At 59.2% G+C, this 16,893-nt stretch carries 14 protein-coding genes; 4 read left to right on the top strand and 10 right to left on the bottom strand.

Translation table 11 applies throughout. The annotated features are described in order from the left end of the window. Positions 1-18 precede the first annotated feature (18 nt). The 5 genes from WG29040_RS03385 to rfbB form a co-directional block, all read right to left on the bottom strand. The gene (locus WG29040_RS03385; RefSeq protein ID WP_010656861.1) at positions 19-474 is read right to left on the bottom strand and encodes a YiiD C-terminal domain-containing protein; all 456 of its coding nucleotides are present in this window, start codon (positions 472-474) and stop codon (positions 19-21) included. A 12-nt stretch (positions 475-486) separates the two neighbouring features. Then, positions 487-1,881 carry a sigma-54 dependent transcriptional regulator gene (locus WG29040_RS03390; protein WP_003438400.1) on the bottom strand — a complete coding sequence of 465 codons (1,395 nt, stop codon included), beginning with the start codon at positions 1,879-1,881 and terminating at the stop codon, positions 487-489. Then, on the bottom strand, positions 1,878-3,692 hold the full coding sequence (locus WG29040_RS03395; protein WP_003438402.1) for a sensor histidine kinase: 1,815 nt from the start codon (positions 3,690-3,692) through the stop codon (positions 1,878-1,880). The genes WG29040_RS03390 and WG29040_RS03395 overlap by 4 nt, the downstream gene beginning before the upstream one ends. Before the next feature lie 519 nt (positions 3,693-4,211). Then, positions 4,212-5,081, bottom strand: coding sequence for a dTDP-4-dehydrorhamnose reductase (rfbD, locus tag WG29040_RS03400; RefSeq protein ID WP_003438405.1), 870 nt, complete (start codon positions 5,079-5,081; stop codon positions 4,212-4,214). A gap of 17 nt (positions 5,082-5,098) precedes the next feature. Beyond that, on the bottom strand, positions 5,099-6,181 hold the full coding sequence (gene rfbB, locus WG29040_RS03405) for a dTDP-glucose 4,6-dehydratase (RefSeq protein WP_003438409.1): 1,083 nt from the start codon (positions 6,179-6,181) through the stop codon (positions 5,099-5,101). 129 nt (positions 6,182-6,310) lie between these two features. Here rfbB and WG29040_RS03410 point away from each other — a divergent pair, with 129 nt between their 5' ends. Continuing rightward, complete coding sequence (locus WG29040_RS03410) at positions 6,311-6,511, top strand: hypothetical protein (protein ID WP_177412917.1); 201 nt, start codon at positions 6,311-6,313, stop codon at positions 6,509-6,511. Positions 6,512-6,640: 129 nt separating this feature from the next. Then, on the top strand, positions 6,641-7,747 hold the full coding sequence (gene aguA, locus WG29040_RS03415) for an agmatine deiminase (RefSeq protein ID WP_127195668.1): 1,107 nt from the start codon (positions 6,641-6,643) through the stop codon (positions 7,745-7,747). Between the two features lie 60 nt (positions 7,748-7,807). Here aguA and WG29040_RS03420 read toward each other — a convergent pair whose 3' ends face one another. After that, positions 7,808-9,880: a TonB-dependent siderophore receptor gene (locus WG29040_RS03420; RefSeq protein WP_003438412.1), complete on the bottom strand. Its 2,073-nt coding sequence runs from the start codon at positions 9,878-9,880 to the stop codon at positions 7,808-7,810. A gap of 259 nt (positions 9,881-10,139) precedes the next feature. Between WG29040_RS03420 and WG29040_RS03425 the strand changes: the two genes are divergently transcribed. Beyond that, a complete protein-coding gene (locus WG29040_RS03425; RefSeq protein WP_127195669.1) occupies positions 10,140-10,838 on the top strand; it encodes a DsbA family protein in 699 nt (232 codons plus the stop codon). A 248-nt stretch (positions 10,839-11,086) separates the two neighbouring features. Further along, entirely contained in the window at positions 11,087-12,370 is a 1,284-nt protein-coding gene (locus tag WG29040_RS03430; RefSeq protein ID WP_010656855.1) for an OprD family porin, read from the top strand. Positions 12,371-12,463: 93 nt separating this feature from the next. Here WG29040_RS03430 and WG29040_RS24295 read toward each other — a convergent pair whose 3' ends face one another. The 4 genes from WG29040_RS24295 to WG29040_RS03450 all read right to left on the bottom strand — a co-directional run bounded on the left by WG29040_RS24295 (position 12,464) and on the right by WG29040_RS03450 (position 16,857). Then, complete coding sequence (locus WG29040_RS24295) at positions 12,464-12,853, bottom strand: TagA domain-containing protein (RefSeq protein WP_165878344.1); 390 nt, start codon at positions 12,851-12,853, stop codon at positions 12,464-12,466. 5 nt (positions 12,854-12,858) lie between these two features. After that, entirely contained in the window at positions 12,859-15,297 is a 2,439-nt protein-coding gene (locus tag WG29040_RS03440) for a TonB-dependent siderophore receptor (RefSeq protein WP_127195670.1), read from the bottom strand. 112 nt (positions 15,298-15,409) lie between these two features. Continuing rightward, positions 15,410-16,357: a FecR domain-containing protein gene (locus WG29040_RS03445; RefSeq protein ID WP_003438427.1), complete on the bottom strand. Its 948-nt coding sequence runs from the start codon at positions 16,355-16,357 to the stop codon at positions 15,410-15,412. Next, positions 16,357-16,857, bottom strand: coding sequence for a sigma-70 family RNA polymerase sigma factor (locus WG29040_RS03450; protein ID WP_003438428.1), 501 nt, complete (start codon positions 16,855-16,857; stop codon positions 16,357-16,359). The genes WG29040_RS03445 and WG29040_RS03450 overlap by 1 nt, the downstream gene beginning before the upstream one ends. Between the last annotated feature and the right edge of the window lie 36 nt (positions 16,858-16,893).

The following is a 16,893-nucleotide window of genomic DNA, read 5'->3' on the forward strand; positions in this document are numbered from 1 at the left end:
TCCTACAGGATCAGTGATTTAGCGGTGCAACACATACTGCCCGCTGAACCTCACCGCATCCTCTGCACCCTCGGCATTGATGACCCGGGTCTCGAGGGTCAGGCGTGCGCGGCCATGGCGTTGGTACATGGCCAGAAACTTGTTCCAGGCCGCATCGGCCGGTGCATCGCATAGCACGATAGCGTCCCGGGTCACGGGCAGCGGGTAGCTGATGTGACCTTCCTGAATCACGATATGCCCGTCTTCAATCCCCGCCTCGCGCAGGCTCAAGTGCAGCCAGCCCCAGCCTGCAAGCACCGCGCCGCAGTACAGGCTGCCGCCGAACATGGTGCTTTTGTGGTTAATGTTGGCCGCCAGCGGCATCTGCAGGCGCAGTTGGTGCTGGTGCCAGCCTATGACCTTCAGGCCCATTTCACGGGTAAGCGGAATGTCGTGATGGAGGACGGATTCCAGATAACGACTGTCGCGATTCATGCCATGGCCTCTTCAATCAAGTTCATCGGTGTGCGGGTGACTGCCACTCTCGAAGTTCAGCCCGTGTTTGCGCAGTTTGTCGTGCAAGGTTTTACGCGGTACACCCAGCGCTTCAGCCAGGCTGCGCATGGAGCTGTGGGAGCGCTCGAGTTCGGCGGCGATCAGGCTTCTTTCAAAGTGTTCGACCTGCTCGCTCAAGCCTCCCGAAACTTCACCGGCGGACGAGGGCGAGCCATCGGCAGAGTCATCGTCCAGCGCCAGCTCAAGACCCAGGGCAAAGCGTTCGGCCACGTTTTGCAGTTCGCGCACGTTGCCCGGCCAGTTGTGACGCAATAACAGTGCGCGTTGCGCCGGCTGCAGCACATTGGGTGTGAGGCCGTGGCGACTGCTGGATTCGTCGGCGAAATGCTGGAACAGCATCAAGGCGTCCTCACCGCGCTCGCGCAAGGGGGCTATGCGCAAGGGGGCGACATTGAGCCGGTAATACAGGTCGGCGCGGAACCGGCCCTGGTCAGCGGCCTGGCGCAGGTCTTCCTTGGTGGCGGCGATCACCCGGATATCCAGCGGGATCAACTGATTGCCCCCCACGCGCTCAACCACCCGTTCCTGCAACATGCGTAGCAGTTTGACTTGCACGTCCAGGCTCATGCTTTCGATTTCATCGAGGAACAATGTGCCGCCATTGGCAAACTCAAACTTGCCGATACGACGCTTTTGCGCACCGGTAAACGCCCCGGGTTCATGGCCGAACAGCTCGCTTTCAACCACCGACTCCGCCAGTGCGCCGGCGTTGATTGCCACAAAAGGTCCATTGCGCCGGCTCGACAGATCATGCAGTGCCCGTGCGACCACTTCTTTGCCAGAACCGGTTTCGCCCAGAATCAGTACATCGGCTTTGGTCGCTGCCAGTGCGCCGATTTGCTCGCGCAGGCGCAACATGGCCGGTGAATGGCCCACCAGTCGGGTACTCAGTTGCTGGCGATCGCTCAGGGCCAGGCGCAGGCTGCGGTTGTCCAGCACCAGGGCGCGCAGGGCCAGTGCCCGGCGCACGCTGTCGAGCAGTGCATCGCTGGCAAAGGGTTTTTCCAGGAAGTCATAGGCCCCTGAACGCATCGCCTGCACTGCCAGCGGCACATCACCGTGGCCGGTAATCAGCAGCACTGGAAGTTCCGGGTCCTGGGCGTGGAGTTGGGCCAGCAACTCAAGCCCGTCCATGCCCGGCATACGAATATCGCTGACCACCACTCCGGGCCAGTCCCGGCCGATACGCTCACCCAGGCCGCTGGCCTGTGCCAGTGGCAAGACCTTGAGGCCCGCCAGGTCCAGGGTTTGATACAGGGCCTGACGCAGATGCGGGTCATCATCGATCAGGATGATCTGTACGTGGGGATCGATGGGCTGGCTCATGACCTGGAGTCCTCGGAAGCTTGCAAGCTGACGCCCGGCGCACCTGCGCGCAGACGTAGGGTAATTAAGGCACCGCCTTCCTTGTGGTTGGCGAACAACAACTCGCCGCCAAACGCGCGGATCAGCGTGTCGCAGATGGCCAGCCCCAGCCCCAGCCCCTGAGTACGGGTTTTGGTGGTGTAGAAAGGCTCGCCGGCGCGGCCCAGGGCTTCCATGCAAAACCCCGGGCCATTGTCGCGAATGTACAGGGTGACGCCTTCCGGGGTGGATTGGGCACTTAGCCACAAACGCCGGGGCGGACCTTTCTCGGTCAGGGCATCGAGCGCGTTGGCCAGCAAGTTGCCCAGCACCTGGCGCAAACGTGTTTCACCGGCCTCGACCCACAGCGTGGCGGCAGGCAAGTCGCGAATCAGCTCCACCTCCATGCTGCGCCGGCGCTTGGCCAGTAACGCCAGGGCATCGTCCAGCGCCGGTTGCAGGGCGACGCTTTCCGGCGCATGCCGATCACGGCGGGCGAAGGCGCGCAGGTGCGCGATAATCGACGCCATGCGGCCAGTCAGTTCGTTGATCAGTTTGAGATTGCCGCGCGCGTCTTCGATGCGCTGGTGATCGAGCAGCACTTCAGCGTTTTCGGCATAGCTGCGAATGGCCGCCAGCGGTTGATTGAGTTCGTGGCTGATGCTGGCGGACATGGTACCCAGCGCTGACAGTTTGCCCGCCTGCACCAGATCGTCCTGAGCGCGCACCAGCTCCTGTTGCGCCTGTTCGCGCTCCAGCACTTCCTTGCGCAGCCGCTGGTTGAGGCCTTCGAGATCACTGGTACGTTCTGCCACACGCATTTCCAGCTCGCGGCGCGCCTTGCCCTCGAAGGCGATGCGTTCAAGGTAATGGCGCCGGCGCTGCATCATCAAACTGATCAACAGCATCACCACCAGCAAGGTTGCGCCGCCGATGGCCAGTGCCGTGCGTACCGGCCGGTCGATCAGGGTACGTGGGGCAAGAATGTTGACGCTCCAGCCGGTTTCGTCGATTTTCTGGGTCTGTACCAGCCAGGCACTCAAGTCGAGTTTGAGCGGCTGCGGGTCGCGGGTCGGGTAGGGCAGGATGGCGAAAATGGCCTCGCGCTCTTCTGGTGACAGATCGCGGGTGGCGCGGAAACGCCATTCCGGACGAGAAGTAAGAATGACCACACCGTTGTGGTCGGTCATCAGCAGTTGTTCGGGGGTCTTGCCCCACAGCTGTTCGGTGTGATCGAGGTCGACCTTGACCACCAGTACACCGATTTTTTTATCGCCTTCCAGGACCGGTGCGGCAAAGTAATAGCCGCGTTTGCCGGAGGTGGTACCCAGCCCGAAGAAACGCCCCAGCTTGCCTTCCATCGCTTCGCTGAAATAGGGGCGGAAGGCGAAATTGCGGCCGATAAAACTGTCGTTTTTATCCCAGTTCGATGTGGCCAGGGTGTCGCCATGGGTGTCCAGCAGATACATCACCACCGCGCCGGTCTGGGTGCTGATGTCATTGAGCAACTCATTGGCCCTGGCCTGGGCCCGCGGGTCCTCCGGATTTGCCAGCACGGCACGCAACGCAGGCAGCTCGCCGAGGATCTGCGGCAGCACTTCATAACGATGCAGGGTGCCCAGCAGGTTGGCGACATAGAGATCGAGGGTCTGGCGATTTTGCCCGGCCAGTTCACTGCGGTAATAGCGCTCGGCCAGGTGTTGCAGCGGCCACAGCAAAGGCGCCAGACACAATGCCAGCAAGGCCAGGCTGCGCCATCGGGGTCTGCGAGGAACTGAAGGGGTCGTGATCATCGAATAATGCGCCGCGAGAGTACGGCGCAGTATACCCAGCCTTTGTTGTAGCGATGCAGACGGCGAGGGTGCACTGGCGGACCGTGTTGCGGCTATCGCTGGCAAGCCAGCTCCCACAGTAAACCCAGCCTTTGTTGTAGCGCCAGCTCCCGCAGGGTTGGCACAGGGCAGTTATACCCGGCCTTTGTTGTAGCGATGCAGACGGCGAGGGTGCACTGGCGGACCGTGTTGCGGCTATCGCTGGCAAGCCAGCTCCCACAGTAAACCCAGCCTTTGTTGTAGCGCCAGCTCCCACAGGGTTGGCACAGGGCAGTTATACCCGGCCTTTGTTGTAGCGATGCAGACGGCGAGGGTGCACTGGCGGACCGTGTTGCGGCTATCGCTGGCAAGCCAGCTCCCACAGTAAACCCAGCCTTTGTTGTAGCGCCAGCTCCCACAGGGTTTGCGCAGGGCAGTTATACCCGGCCTTTGTTGTAGGAACTGGCTTGCCAGCGATGCTGGCAGCAGTTTCTGTGCAGGTCAGTGCTGCGCGGCCAGGCACTCACGTAATGCGTTTTGCCAGGCGGGCTGAGCGACGTGCCACTCGCGCTCAAGGCGGCTGCAATCAAGACGCGAGTTTTGTGGCCGGGCAGCCGGTGTCGGATAGGCGCTGGCCGGGATCGGCTCCAGGGTTGCGCAAGGCTTGCCCTGGGCTGACAGGTGTTCGGCAATGGCCTGGGTAAAACCAAACCACGAGGTTTCGCCCTGGGCCGTAAGGTGGTAAATCCCCCATGCTCCGGCTTCTGCGGCTTGCCAGCGCTCAATCAACAGGCGCGTGCTGCGGGCAATGGTGCCCGCCCAGGTAGGCGCCCCGACCTGGTCCGCCACCACCCGCAGCTCCGGTCTTTCTTGCAGCAGGCGCTGCATGGTCAGCAGGAAGTTCTTGCCGTGGGTGGAGTACACCCAGCTGGTGCGCAAAATCAGACAGTCAGCACCGGTCGCTGCAATTGCCTGCTCGCCCGCCAGCTTGCTCTTGCCGTAGACACCCAACGGGTTGGGAACATCGTCTTCGGTGTAGGGCGCAGGCTTGTTGCCGTCGAACACATAATCAGTGGAGTAGTGAATCAGCGGAATGCCCAGGGCCGCCGCTTCTTCAGCAAACACTCCGGGCGCGATGCCATTGATGGCAAATGCCAGCTCAGGCTCGCTTTCGGCCAGATCCACCGCGGTGTGCGCGGCCGCATTGATGATCAGGTCAGGCTGGTGGGCCCGAACCTGCGCGCGGATTTGCTCGGGCTTGCTCAGATCAAGCTCGTCACGACCCAGCACTATCAGCTGGCCCAGGCCGGCAAGGTGCTTCTGCAGTTCGATGGCGACCTGGCCTGTTTTGCCGCTGATCAGGATTTTCAAGGGCGCTGCGCCGTTACTCATGCCAGCAGATCCTTGGCCTCGGTGAACCCCAGGCGCTGGCCCTGGTAGCTGCCATCCTGAACGCGCTTGCACCACTCCAGGTTATCCAGGTACCACTGCACGGTTTTGCGCAGGCCGGTTTCGAACGTTTCTTCAGGAACCCAGCCCAGTTCACGTTCGATTTTGCTGGCATCGATGGCGTAGCGCTGATCGTGGCCAGGGCGGTCAGTCACGAAGGTAATCAGGTCGGCAAACTGTGCAACCCCTGGCGGATGCTCTGGCGCCAGTTCCTCGAGCAGGGCACAAATACTGCGCACCACGTCGATGTTCTTTTGCTCGTTGTGGCCGCCGATGTTGTAAGTCTCGCCGACCACACCTTCGGTCACCACTTTAAGCAGGGCGCGGGCGTGGTCTTCAACGAACAGCCAGTCACGCACTTGCAGGCCGTTGCCATACACCGGCAGCGGTTTACCGGCCAGCGCATTGAGAATGACCAGCGGAATCAGTTTTTCCGGGAAATGGAAAGGACCGTAGTTGTTCGAACAGTTGGTCAGTAACACCGGCAAGCCGTAAGTGCGGTTCCAGGCGCGGACCAGGTGGTCGGAGGCCGCTTTGCTGGCCGAGTACGGCGAGCTTGGCGCATAAGGCGTGGTTTCGGTGAACAGATCGTCGACGCCATGCAGGTCGCCATACACTTCGTCAGTCGAAATATGGTGGAAACGAAATTCGCTCCTGGCCGGCTCCGGGAGGGTCAGCCAGTAGGCGCGGGTGGCTTCCAGCAGGCTGTAAGTACCGACAATGTTGGTCTGGATGAAATCCGACGGGCCGTCGATGGAACGGTCAACGTGGGACTCCGCAGCCAGGTGCATGATGGCCTGGGGCTGGAAACGTTCGATGATTGCACTGACCGCGGCCTGGTCGACGATGTCGGCCTGGACGAATTCGTAGCGGCTGTCGGTGGCAATGCTTTGCAGCGATTCAAGGTTACCGGCGTAGGTCAACTTATCGAGGTTGAGCACTTCGTGCGCAGTGTTCCGGATCAGATGACGGATCAGTGCCGAACCAATAAATCCGGCGCCGCCGGTGACTAAAATGCGCATGTGGATATCCCTTATTCCCAGATGGACTTCAAACGTATGGCACGTAGCTTGTGGGCAGGTGCGAGGTGGTGCAAGTACAAGTTGACAGCAGTCATTGCGGGCAGGGCCGCGCCTGAACGGGAGGTATTTATGAATATCGATTTATATCGGTATTTATGTCTAATCCTGTTCTCTGGCCAGCAACATTCACGGGGCATGGCGCTGAGCGCCGCCCACAAACTGGGTGGCAATGGCTACGTGCTTGGTGGCATTGGCCTGCAGAGCGCGACAAGGGGAGGGCCAAAGCCCCGGATGAACCGCCTATCGAGGTTTTTGAAAATAATTAAATAAACGTTTTATTGCCGATATTTATCGATTATAAAAGCACCTGTGGTTGACGCATGGTTGCCCTGTGTCCACTGTTTCAGAATTAGTCGTGTTCGATTTCCCCTATACCGCCTCCCTGGAGTCCAGATCCCGATGACCACTTTGCACAGTTCGCCCCGCGCTGACGGTTTTCACATGCCGGCCGAATGGGCTCCGCAAACCCAGACCTGGATGATCTGGCCCGAGCGTCCGGACAACTGGCGGTTGGGAGGCAAACCGGCACAGGCGGCACACGTCGCCGTGGCCAAGGCCATTGCGCGTTTCGAGCCGGTGACCGTCGGCGTGTCGGCCGGCCAGTACGAAAATGCTTGCGCGCACCTCGATGTGCCGAATATTCGAGTGGTGGAGATGTCCAGCGACGACGCCTGGGTGCGTGACAGCGGGCCAACCTTTGTCATCAATGACAGCGGTGAAGTGCGCGGCGTTAACTGGGACTTCAATGCCTGGGGCGGGTTTGATGGCGGTTTGTACTCCCCGTGGAACCGCGACCGCCAGGTGGGTAGCAAGATCCTCGAAATCGAACGCAGTGCGCGTTATCACACCGAAGGTTTCGTGCTTGAGGGCGGCTCGATCCACGTGGATGGTGAAGGCACGCTGATCACCACGACCGAGTGCCTGATGAACCGTAACCGCAACCCGCACCTGTCCCGTGAAGAGATCGAAGACGTGCTGCGCTCGCATCTGGCGGTGGACAAGATCATCTGGCTGCCGGACGGTCTGTTCAACGACGAAACCGACGGCCATGTGGATAACTTCTGCTGCTACGTTGCTCCGGGCGAAGTGTTGCTGGCCTGGACTGACGATGAACAGAACCCCAACTATGCGCGCTGCCACGCCGCAATGGACGTACTGGCAAGCAGTACCGATGCCAAGGGTCGCCCTTTTGTCGTGCACAAAATGCCGATCCCGGGCCCGATGTTTGCGACCCAGGAAGAATGCGACGGCGTGGATAAAGTGGCAGGCAGTCAGGACCGCAACCCGTCAGAACGTCTGGCCGGGTCTTACGTGAACTTCCTGATCGTCAACGGCGGCATTATCGCCCCCAGCTTTGACGACCCGATGGACGCGCCGGCCAAAGTCATCCTGCAAAACCTCTTCCCGCAACACGAAGTAGTGATGGTGCCGGGCCGCGAATTGCTGCTGGGCGGTGGCAATATCCATTGCCTGACCCAGCAACAACCGGCGCCGCGCAAGGCGTAATGCACGGCTCCTGTAGCCGCGGATGAGGCCCGATCGCAGCCTCGTCAGCGACTACAGGGTTTAAAACTTATAGGTCCCGGTCATCACCAGACTGCGGGGCTCGCCCGGCATGATCTGGGAGCCGCTGGTGGCTGAGGCGTAGTAGTAACGGTCGGTGAGGTTGGTCAGCGCACCGGTTACATCCCAGTCCTTTTCGCGATAGCCCGCCAGTGCATCCCAGCGGCCGTACCCCGGCAATACCACGGTATTCTGGTTGTCCGCATAACGCTGGCCCACCAGGGTCAGGCCTGTTTCTGCGTACCAACCCATTTCCGGTTTCCAGGTCAAAAACACGCTGCCATTGTGCTTGGCTACGCCGTTGATGCGCTTGCCTTCAAAGCCGTTGTTGTCCTTGACCACCGTTGCATCCTGCAGGCCAATGCCACCGCGCATGTACCAGTTGCCCCCCAGTTTGCCGCTGGCGGTCAGCTCAATGCCCCGTGAACGTTGCAGGCCCGAGAGCAGGGTGATGGTCGGGTCATCCGGATCCTTGGTCCGACGGTTGTAGAGTTCCAGTTCGTAGACGGCCAGCGTGGTGCTCAAACGATCATCCAGCCAGTCGCTTTTGACCCCGATTTCCTTCTGCTTGGTCAGCTCCGGGCTCAGATCGTTGGCGTTCCCTGCTGCGCCCGGCGTGATGCCGATCAGGCCACCACCCACTGGCGAAAAGGTCTTGGTCCAGGAGGCGTAAAACGAATGGTTTTGCAGCGGTGTCCAGACCACGCCAAGCCGCGGGCTGGTGCTGTGGCTTTTGCGTTCTTCGGTGATGTCCTTGAGATTGCTGGTGGACTCGACCTCAAAGCGGTCATAGCGCAAGCCTGCCAGCACTTGCCATTGATCGTTGAGACGAATCTGGTCCTGAACATAGAGGCCCTGGCTTTCGACTTCGGTGTGGTTGTCGCTGGAAATCAGCATCGGTCCGCTCGGGCGCAGGTTTCGATCCGGGTTGTAGACGTCGACTGCGGGTACGTCCTTGGCACTATAGAGCTTCGGGTCACGGCGCTGGCTGCCGATTTCCAGGCCGGTCAACAGGCGGTGCTCAAGGCCAAAGGTGTCAAAACCGCCTTCGATTTCGAGGTTGTTGAAAAGGTTGCGGGTGGTCATGTCCTGCTGCCAGCTCTGACGATTGACCTTGTCCGTTTTCGGGTCGTAGCCCACCAGGTAAGTGTTCTCGAACTGGCTGTCGAGCTTGAACACGCCCAAGGTGTGGCGCAGTTGCCAGTTGTCGCTCAATTCATAGCTCAGGCGTGAGCGCAGATTCTGGGTTTTGTCATCGATAAAATCATTCTGCCCGCCATAGGATGTGCCGCGACTGACATCTGCCGGCCGGCCGTTGATGCTCGGGATGCCGCGATCCGGGGTGCGGTTGTAACGGCTGTATTCGTATTGCACCAGCCAGTTCAGGTCCGGGGTGATCTGCCAGTTCATCGATGGCGCGAACAATTGGCGATTGCCGCTGACGTGATCACGGAAGCTGTTTTTGTCTTCGTTGCCCATGTTCAAACGCAGGCTGACGGTGTCACTCGGGTCCGCGCTGAGGTCGGCATAGAGGCTGCGCAAGTCTTCGCTGCCACCTTGGGCCTGAATGCTTGATTGACGCCCGAATTGCGGCATCTTGCTCACGCGGTTGATGATCCCGCCCTGGCTGCCACGCCCGTACAGTACCGCTGCCGGGCCTTTGAGCACTTCAATGCGCTCGATGTTATGCAGGTCGCGAACGTACTGGCTGTCGTCGCGAATACCATCCAGATAGAAGTCGTTGCTGGCGTCGAATCCGCGAATGCGCAGGCTGTCGAAACGGGTATCAGCCGTGCTGCTGACGTTGGGAATACCGCTCAGGGCTTCGCCCAGAGTGTTGATTCCGTAATCCAGCACATTGCTGGTTTTCACCGAATCGATGGCTTGCGGCACATAACGCGCAGGGGTCGAGGTACGGGTGGCAGTGGTGACATCTCTGACCCGGGGGTCATCGGCCTCGGCTTCGCTGGCGTTAATCGACAGCTCGGGGAGGGTGGTGGCAGCCGTGCCAAATCCGGCGTACAGCAAGGCACACAGCCCCAGATTCAGAGGCGTGAAGCGGCAAGGGGAGAGCATGGTTGAGAAGTGTCCGGGCGGGTGGGATCGGGGGTTATATTTTTTAGGGTGCGAATGGTAATGGTTCTTGTTGCTTAATGTTAATTATTGCCATTCGCCCGCCCGGCAGATATGTATCAATTTGTTTCGCCAGCACCAGGCCCTTGCTGTATCTGATTCGCCCGATTCGCGAAACACACTAAAAGCCATACCGGCGTTTTTCCTCTTGTGAGCCAAAGCTAAGCTGGCGCCCTGTCTTGTTGAACATTTGGAGCGACCCGTGAGCACCACCCCTGTCTTGCATTACATCTACGACCCTTTGTGCGGCTGGTGCTATGGCGCCAAACCCTTGATTGAAGCTGCACGCGGCATCTTGCCGGTTGTGGCCCATGGCGGCGGCATGATGACCGGTGCCCATCGCCGCCCGGTGACGGCCCAGTTGCGGGACTACGTGATGCCCCACGATCGGCGGATTGCCGAACTGACTGGCCAGCCCTTTGGCGAGGCGTACTTTGACGGTCTGCTGCGTGATACCACGGCGGTTTTTGATTCAGAGCCGCCGACCACCGCCATATTGGCAGCGCAGCAAGTGGCAGGGAGTGGACTTGAGCTGTTGGGGCGTCTGCAAACGGCTCACTACGTGGAAGGCCGGCGTATTGCCGATGAAAATCTGTTGCTGGAGCTGGCGGCTGAAATCGGACTGGATGCCGAGGCATTCAAGGCGGCTTTTATTGCGGCCAGGGGTGACATGACACAAGCACACTTCAAAGACAGTCGGGCGCTGCTGGCGCGGGTCGGTGCTCAGGGGTTCCCGACGCTCGTACTGGAGCAGTCCGGTCAGTATCAGGTGATCGATTCAGGTAAGTATCTGGGCCAGCCCCGGGCCTTTGCCGACTGGTTGCGCCAGCTGGATGGTGTAGCTGTGTGCGACTCAAACGTTTCAGCTCCCGCCTGCGGCCTGAATGGCTGTGATGAGTAATTGCTGACGTCTTGGTCAAACTTCAGGAAAACTTTGGCAATTAACAAATTTTTCACGAAATTGACACTTTGCCTTCACGCCGGATAGGATTCCCGCCAACGCCTGTGGCGACTAGCCATACACCAACTTTTCGAAAGACCCGCACGAGTCTTCGCGCGGGTCTTTTTTGTTTATGTGAAGCAACCACCACTCAATGTTTCAGCTTGATACCCACAGCGCGCTTCGTATTCAGAAATAAGGAAAATAATATGTTGAACAAACGGATAGGCCTGCTCGCGTTGGGCGTACTTAGTGCTACCCAGGCCATGGCTAACGATCAAGCTGATGCAAAAGGTTTTGTAGAAGACAGCCACCTGAATGTACTGGCGCGCAACGCCTACATCAGCCGTGACTACAAAAACCATAAACAGGACAAGGCTGAATGGGGCCAGGGCTTCCTCGGCACGTTCAGCTCGGGCTTCACCCAGGGCACAGTGGGTGTGGGTGTGGATGCCTTCGGCATTTACGCACTGCGTCTGGATGGCGGCCGTGGCAAAAGCGGCGCGGGCGGCATCGACTTCTTCAAGCAGGGTGCCGACGGCAAAGCCGCTGACGATATCTCCAAGGCTGGCGCTGCAGTGAAGTTCCGGGTATCCAACACTGTGCTCAAGTACGGCGACCAGATGCCTGCTCTGCCGGTACTGATGTACGACAACTCGCGTCTGATGCCAGAGAGCTTCACCGGTACACTGTTGACCTCCAAGGAAATCAACGGCCTTGAGCTCAACGTCGGCCGTTTCACCGCCGAATCGCGTAAAAGCGCTGACGCACGAGACAGCGGCGACCTGAAAAGCATCAATGTGTTCGGCGGTAGCTACAAGTTCACCGACAACCTGTCGGCTTCGCTGTACGGCTCGCAGATGGAAGACGAGCTGAACAAGCAGTACGTGGGTGTTAACTACGTCATGCCGCTGCAAGACAAACAGTCCCTGACGTTTGACTTCAACGGCTACCGTACCCACGTCAAAGAGGACTACGCTCGCGACGTGCTGAAAGTAGACGGTCAGGACAACAAGATCTGGAGCCTGGCGACCACCTACGCGTTTGGCGCACACACCCTGACCCTGGCTTACCAGAGCAGCACCGGCGAAATCGGCTACCCGTATGGCGGCTACCGCAATGCAGGCGGCGTGGGCGATGGCGGCAACACCATCCTGCTGGCCAACTCCTACTGGTCCGACTTCAACGCCAAGGACGAACGTTCGTGGCAGCTGGGTTATGGTTTCGACTTCGGTGCCGTTGGCATTCCAGGCCTGACCTACAACATCGCCTACGTGCGCGGCACCAATATCGACGACGGTTCCGACCGTGGCCGTGGTACCGAGCGTGAAATCTTCAACCAGGCCAAGTACGTCGTACAAAGCGGCCCGGTCAAGGACCTGAGCGTGCGTCTGCGCGGTTCGTGGTTGCGTGTCTCGAACAACGCCAGCGACTACAACGTCGGCGGTAACGAAGTACGGGTATTTGTTGATTACCCGATCAGCATTTTCTGATGCCACCGGTCTGCTGAACAGGCCGGACATCTGAACAAGAAACGCCCCGAACATCAGGTCCTGATGTTCGGGGCGTTTTAGTTTCAGCGTGAGTTATTGTGCGTGTCGAGTCTTGAGCCCCCCACAACGAGAGGAAAGGTTTCCTGCTTTTTTGGGGGGCGGTGTACAGATGTTGTAAAAAACCTGTTCGCCATTGATTGTATAAGTAAGGTCGCGCTTGGCGGGGGCAATGCTTTGCCGAAGAATTACAGTGCCATTGTTTATCAGCAAAACAGTACGTGGTTGATCAGACTCGGCAATATTGATATGGAATTTGTTCATGAGGCCGGATTCGATACGATAGTTGTGTAATTTGAAACGATGGGTCGTGTTTTCTTCCTCAACCCACAAATTGCAGGAGCGAGCGTGCCTCGTGGTGTTCTCAACGACACACAGATTGTCGTTGGCACCTGTCGCAAGGCAAGCTCGCTCCTGCAGACGCATTGGGGTCAGAAGTCCCAGCGCGTGGTCAGCATGAAGTTGCGCGGTTCACCATAAATCGCAGAGTTATAGAACCCGATGTTGGTGTAGTAATACTTGTCGAAAACGTTGTTGACGTTGAGGGTGGTCGACAGGTTTTCAGTGAATTGATAACGGGTCATCAGATCCACCACCCAGTAGGGTTTCTGCGAAAAATCTTCGTATCTGTCCTTGGGGCTGTTGTACATCTCTTGCCAGGCAGTGCTCTGCCAGCGTGCGCCACCGCCCACCGAGACTTTGTTCAGGTCGCCCTTGAGTTTGTAGATGGTGTAGAAGCTCAGTTGATCCTCGGGTTCAAAGGTCGAAATCTTTTTACCGCTGTCATCGCGCACCACCTTGTGGGTGTACCCGGCCTGCAGGCTCCAGCCAGGGCTCAGCTCTCCGGATATTTCCAGCTCGTAGCCCTTGGTTCTCGCGGCTGTGCCCTTGAAGGCGTAGTTGGGCGGGGTGGGTGACAGGTTGTTCCAGGCATCGTCGGGGATGGGGCGATTGCTTTCCTTGACCTCGAAATACGCCAGGCTGGCATTCAGGCGGCCATCGAAAAACTCGCTCTTGAGCCCGACTTCATAGTTCTCGCCCTGGTCCGGGTCAAGCATCTTGCTGTGGCGGTCCAGGTTGTAGAACTCCTGGGGCATGAACACATCGGTGTAGCTGGCATACGCGGTCAGATAGTCGGTGAGGTCGTAGGTGAGGCCGGCGTAGGGAATCAGGCGCCCCGACTCGCGGTAAGTGTTGGTGGTGCCCGTCAGTGTGTAGTCGACTACCCGCCCGCCCACAAAGAGTTTCAGCTCATCGGTAAGGTTAAGGCGCGTGGTCGCGTATATGCCCGTCTGGCGCACGGTGTCATCGCTGATTTGCGACGCATTGCCCCAGTCGGGTTTGGCCAGGTGCCCGTTCCAGTTGAAGTAATCGACAATGTTCGGCGTGCCGAATGTCACGTCCCAGTAACCTTTGCCTTTCCAGTTCGCGGTACTGATCGAGCCGCCCAGCACCAGTTCGTGTTCACGGCCCAGAAATTCGTAGGGGCCGCTGACATACAGATCGGCTGCGTCGCTGGTGGTTTCGCCCTTGTAACGTTGGGCGTTGATTTTGGCGGTGCCGTCAGCCGCGGGCTGGTCGAACTGGATGGCTCCCAACTGCGCATCGTAGCCATTGAGCTTGTGGTCCAGCTGCAACTTGCCTACCCAGCCACTGCCCAGATCCTGTTCCAGGGTGGCGAAGACGGTGCGGGTGTATTGCTGCCAGCTGCTCCAGTCGGTGGCGTTGCTGAAGGAACGCTTGGCACTGTTGATCTCACCCGCATAGTTGTAGAGCGGAAAGCTGCCTGACCAGGTCGAACCCTGGGGTTTATTGTCTTGGTAGTCGGCGCCCACGGTCAGCAATGTGTCGGGCGACAGGTCGACTTCGAGGATGCCGTAGAACACCGAGCTCTGATTCGAGTAGCGGTCGATATACGACTGTCGGTCCTGATAGGCCGCCACTGCGCGCCCGCGCACATTACCGGATTCGGTCAAGGGGCCACTGACGTCCGCTTCAGTGCGGTAATTGTTCCAGGAGCCTGCTCCCGTGGTGATATGGCCGTGAAAATCGCTGGTCGGTTTCTTGCGTACCAGGTTGATGGTGCCACCCAGCGAACCTGCTCCGCTGAGCAGGCCTGAAGCGCCCTTGAGCACCTCGATACGGTCATAGATCGCCATGTCGCTCAGGGTGTTGCCCGCTGAATAGGCGACGTTGCGCACGGCAGAAGGAATGCCGTCGTACTGGAAGTTGTTGATCGAAAAACCGCGGGAGTAGTAGTTGGTGCGGTCAGTGTCGTAGGCCGATACGGTAATGCCCGGTGTGTGGCGCATCACGTCGTCGACATTGTCGAGCGCGAAGTCATCCATGTGCTGACGGGTGATCACGCTGATCGATTGCGGCGTCTCCCGGGGCTTGAGCACCATGCGGGTGGCGGTGGCGATGTAGCCCGGCGTGTAAGAACCGGTGCCTTCGGTAACAGTGCCCAGCTGGTTGGTGGAAACTTGAGTTGCCCCCAGTTCCAGTGCCGTTTCAGGGCTGCCGGCGACCAGCACATAGCCTCCGTTACTCTGGCGCTCTGCTTGCAATCCGCTGTTGGCGAGCAACCGTTGCAGGCCTTCATCGACGCTGTATTGGCCCTGCAGGCCAGCGCTATTGAGGTGGCCGGTCTGTTTGGGATCGAACGAAATCGTGACCCCCGCCTGTATGCCAAATTGGGTAAGGGCGCTACCCAGCGGGCCAGCGCTGATCTGGTACGTCGCCTGGCTCTGGGCACAAACCCGGGTGGGCACCAGCGCCAGGCCGGACAGGCTGGCAAGGGTTACGCCAAACACCGCCAGGCGAACAGCGCGGGTTATTTTAGTTGTGGGGTTGGGGGCGAGCAGGGGCATTCGGGGATCCTTGCGTTGTCATGTCAGAAACTCGCTGCGATCGCGGCTTATGTCATTGACGGATGAGAATCGAAATCAGCAAGGTTAACCGTCCAGTCATTTGTCGCCGGGCTTATGCCGGTTCGATACTTGCCCAGTAGCGGGTCAGGTAGCGAACCTTCACCGGCAGGGTTTTGCTCAGGTTATCCAGCACTGTTTGCGTGTCATCGAGACGAAAAGCGCCTGATATGTTCAAGTTCTGCACCCCTGGCGCACAGCGCACAACACCCGGCCGATAGCGGTCCAGCTCCTCGATAAAGTCGCCCAGGCGCCAGTTGTCGACACTCAGCATGCCTTGTACCCACGCGGTCGAGCCGGCGGGTAAAAGGTGAATGTCATGCACCGCATCGCGGTCAAACGAGACCTGCTGGCCTGCCTCCAGCCGCACGACCCGATCGGGATGCCGGTTTGCACAGACCTGCACCGCGGCTTGCAGCACCCCGACTCGCGTGCGCCCGGCCAATTGGCGGACGCTGAAACGGGTGCCAAGTGCCCGCACGCGCCCTTCGCCGGTATCCACGATGAATGGACGCCGTGCGGGGTCCCTGGCGGTCTCGATCAGAATTTCGCCACGCCACAGCTGGATAAGCCGTTGCTCTGCGTCGAAGCGGATATCCAGCGCCGTGTCCGCGTTCAGCTGCAGTTGCGAGCCATCTTCCAGTTGCAGCGAGCGACGTTCGCCCAAGCCCGTGCGTTGCTGAGCCAGCATCGGGCGGTAGGGCAATTGTTCAACGGCCAGCCATGAACAGGCGCCGGTGGCCAGCAGCAGGCCAAGTATTTTCAATACATCGCGGCGTTGCGTACTGGCTGCACCGAGGCTGGACAAGGCTGCCCGGCGGGGTATCAGGGCCCATTGCTGCTGGAGCTTCTCGACCCGGGCCCAGGCTGCCGCGTTCTGTGGACCGGATTGCATCCACACTTGCCAGGCACGGATCCTGGCTTCGCTGAGTTCACCGTCATTGAGCTGCACGTACCACGTGGCGGCAGCCTCAAGTGTTTTCAGGTCCAGGCTACCGCTCATCAGTTATCAACCAGCAACAGGCACCGGGTCATGGCGCGAATCAAATGATTTTTCACCGTCGTGACCGACACACCGAACCGTTCGGCCGCCGCTACATAGGTCAATCCCTCAAGCTGGACCGCGAGGAAAATCTCCCGGGTACGGGCACCTAGTTCATCGAGCAGGCGATCAATGGAGACCAGCATTTCGATGATCGACAAACGGATCTCTGGTGAAACATCCATGGGCTCCGGCCTTTGCGACAGCGCGTGAAGGTAAGCCTGCTCAATGGTGCGCCGGCGAGATTTATCAATCAAAAGTGAACGTGCGATGGCACACAGGTAGCCTCGTGGTTCGCGAATCGGGGCCGCGTTACGAGCGGTCATGACCCGCAGGAACGTATCCTGAGCCAGATCAGAGGCGTCGGCAGCATTGCCCAGGCGCACGCGCAACCAGCCCTTCAACCAACTGTTGTGGTCGTTGTACAACTGATGAAGAGCTGAGCGATCGAGCGCCGACATGAGAATGCCACCAGTGAGTAAATGGTAATCGATCGC

This window comes from Pseudomonas sp. PAMC 29040 (genome assembly GCF_003994535.1).
GTDB classification, from domain to species: domain Bacteria; phylum Pseudomonadota; class Gammaproteobacteria; order Pseudomonadales; family Pseudomonadaceae; genus Aquipseudomonas; species Aquipseudomonas paraversuta.

Bases quoted from the DNA above. Each gene is read 5' to 3' on its own strand.
- WG29040_RS03410 (WP_177412917.1), top strand. From the start codon at position 6,311: ATGAATATCGATTTATATCGGTATTTATGTCTAATCCTGTTCTCTGGC.
- WG29040_RS03420 (WP_003438412.1), bottom strand. From the start codon at position 9,880: ATGCTCTCCCCTTGCCGCTTCACGCCTCTGAATCTGGGGCTGTGTGCC.
- WG29040_RS03445 (WP_003438427.1), bottom strand. From the start codon at position 16,357: ATGAGCGGTAGCCTGGACCTGAAAACACTTGAGGCTGCCGCCACGTGG.
- WG29040_RS03390 (WP_003438400.1), bottom strand. From the start codon at position 1,881: ATGAGCCAGCCCATCGATCCCCACGTACAGATCATCCTGATCGATGAT.
- WG29040_RS03395 (WP_003438402.1), bottom strand. From the start codon at position 3,692: ATGATCACGACCCCTTCAGTTCCTCGCAGACCCCGATGGCGCAGCCTG.
- rfbB (WP_003438409.1), bottom strand. From the start codon at position 6,181: ATGCGCATTTTAGTCACCGGCGGCGCCGGATTTATTGGTTCGGCACTG.
- WG29040_RS03385 (WP_010656861.1), bottom strand. From the start codon at position 474: ATGAATCGCGACAGTCGTTATCTGGAATCCGTCCTCCATCACGACATT.
- WG29040_RS03440 (WP_127195670.1), bottom strand. From the start codon at position 15,297: ATGCCCCTGCTCGCCCCCAACCCCACAACTAAAATAACCCGCGCTGTT.
- WG29040_RS03450 (WP_003438428.1), bottom strand. From the start codon at position 16,857: ATGTCGGCGCTCGATCGCTCAGCTCTTCATCAGTTGTACAACGACCAC.
- WG29040_RS03430 (WP_010656855.1), top strand. From the start codon at position 11,087: ATGTTGAACAAACGGATAGGCCTGCTCGCGTTGGGCGTACTTAGTGCT.
- aguA (WP_127195668.1), top strand. From the start codon at position 6,641: ATGACCACTTTGCACAGTTCGCCCCGCGCTGACGGTTTTCACATGCCG.
- WG29040_RS24295 (WP_165878344.1), bottom strand. From the start codon at position 12,853: ATGCGTCTGCAGGAGCGAGCTTGCCTTGCGACAGGTGCCAACGACAAT.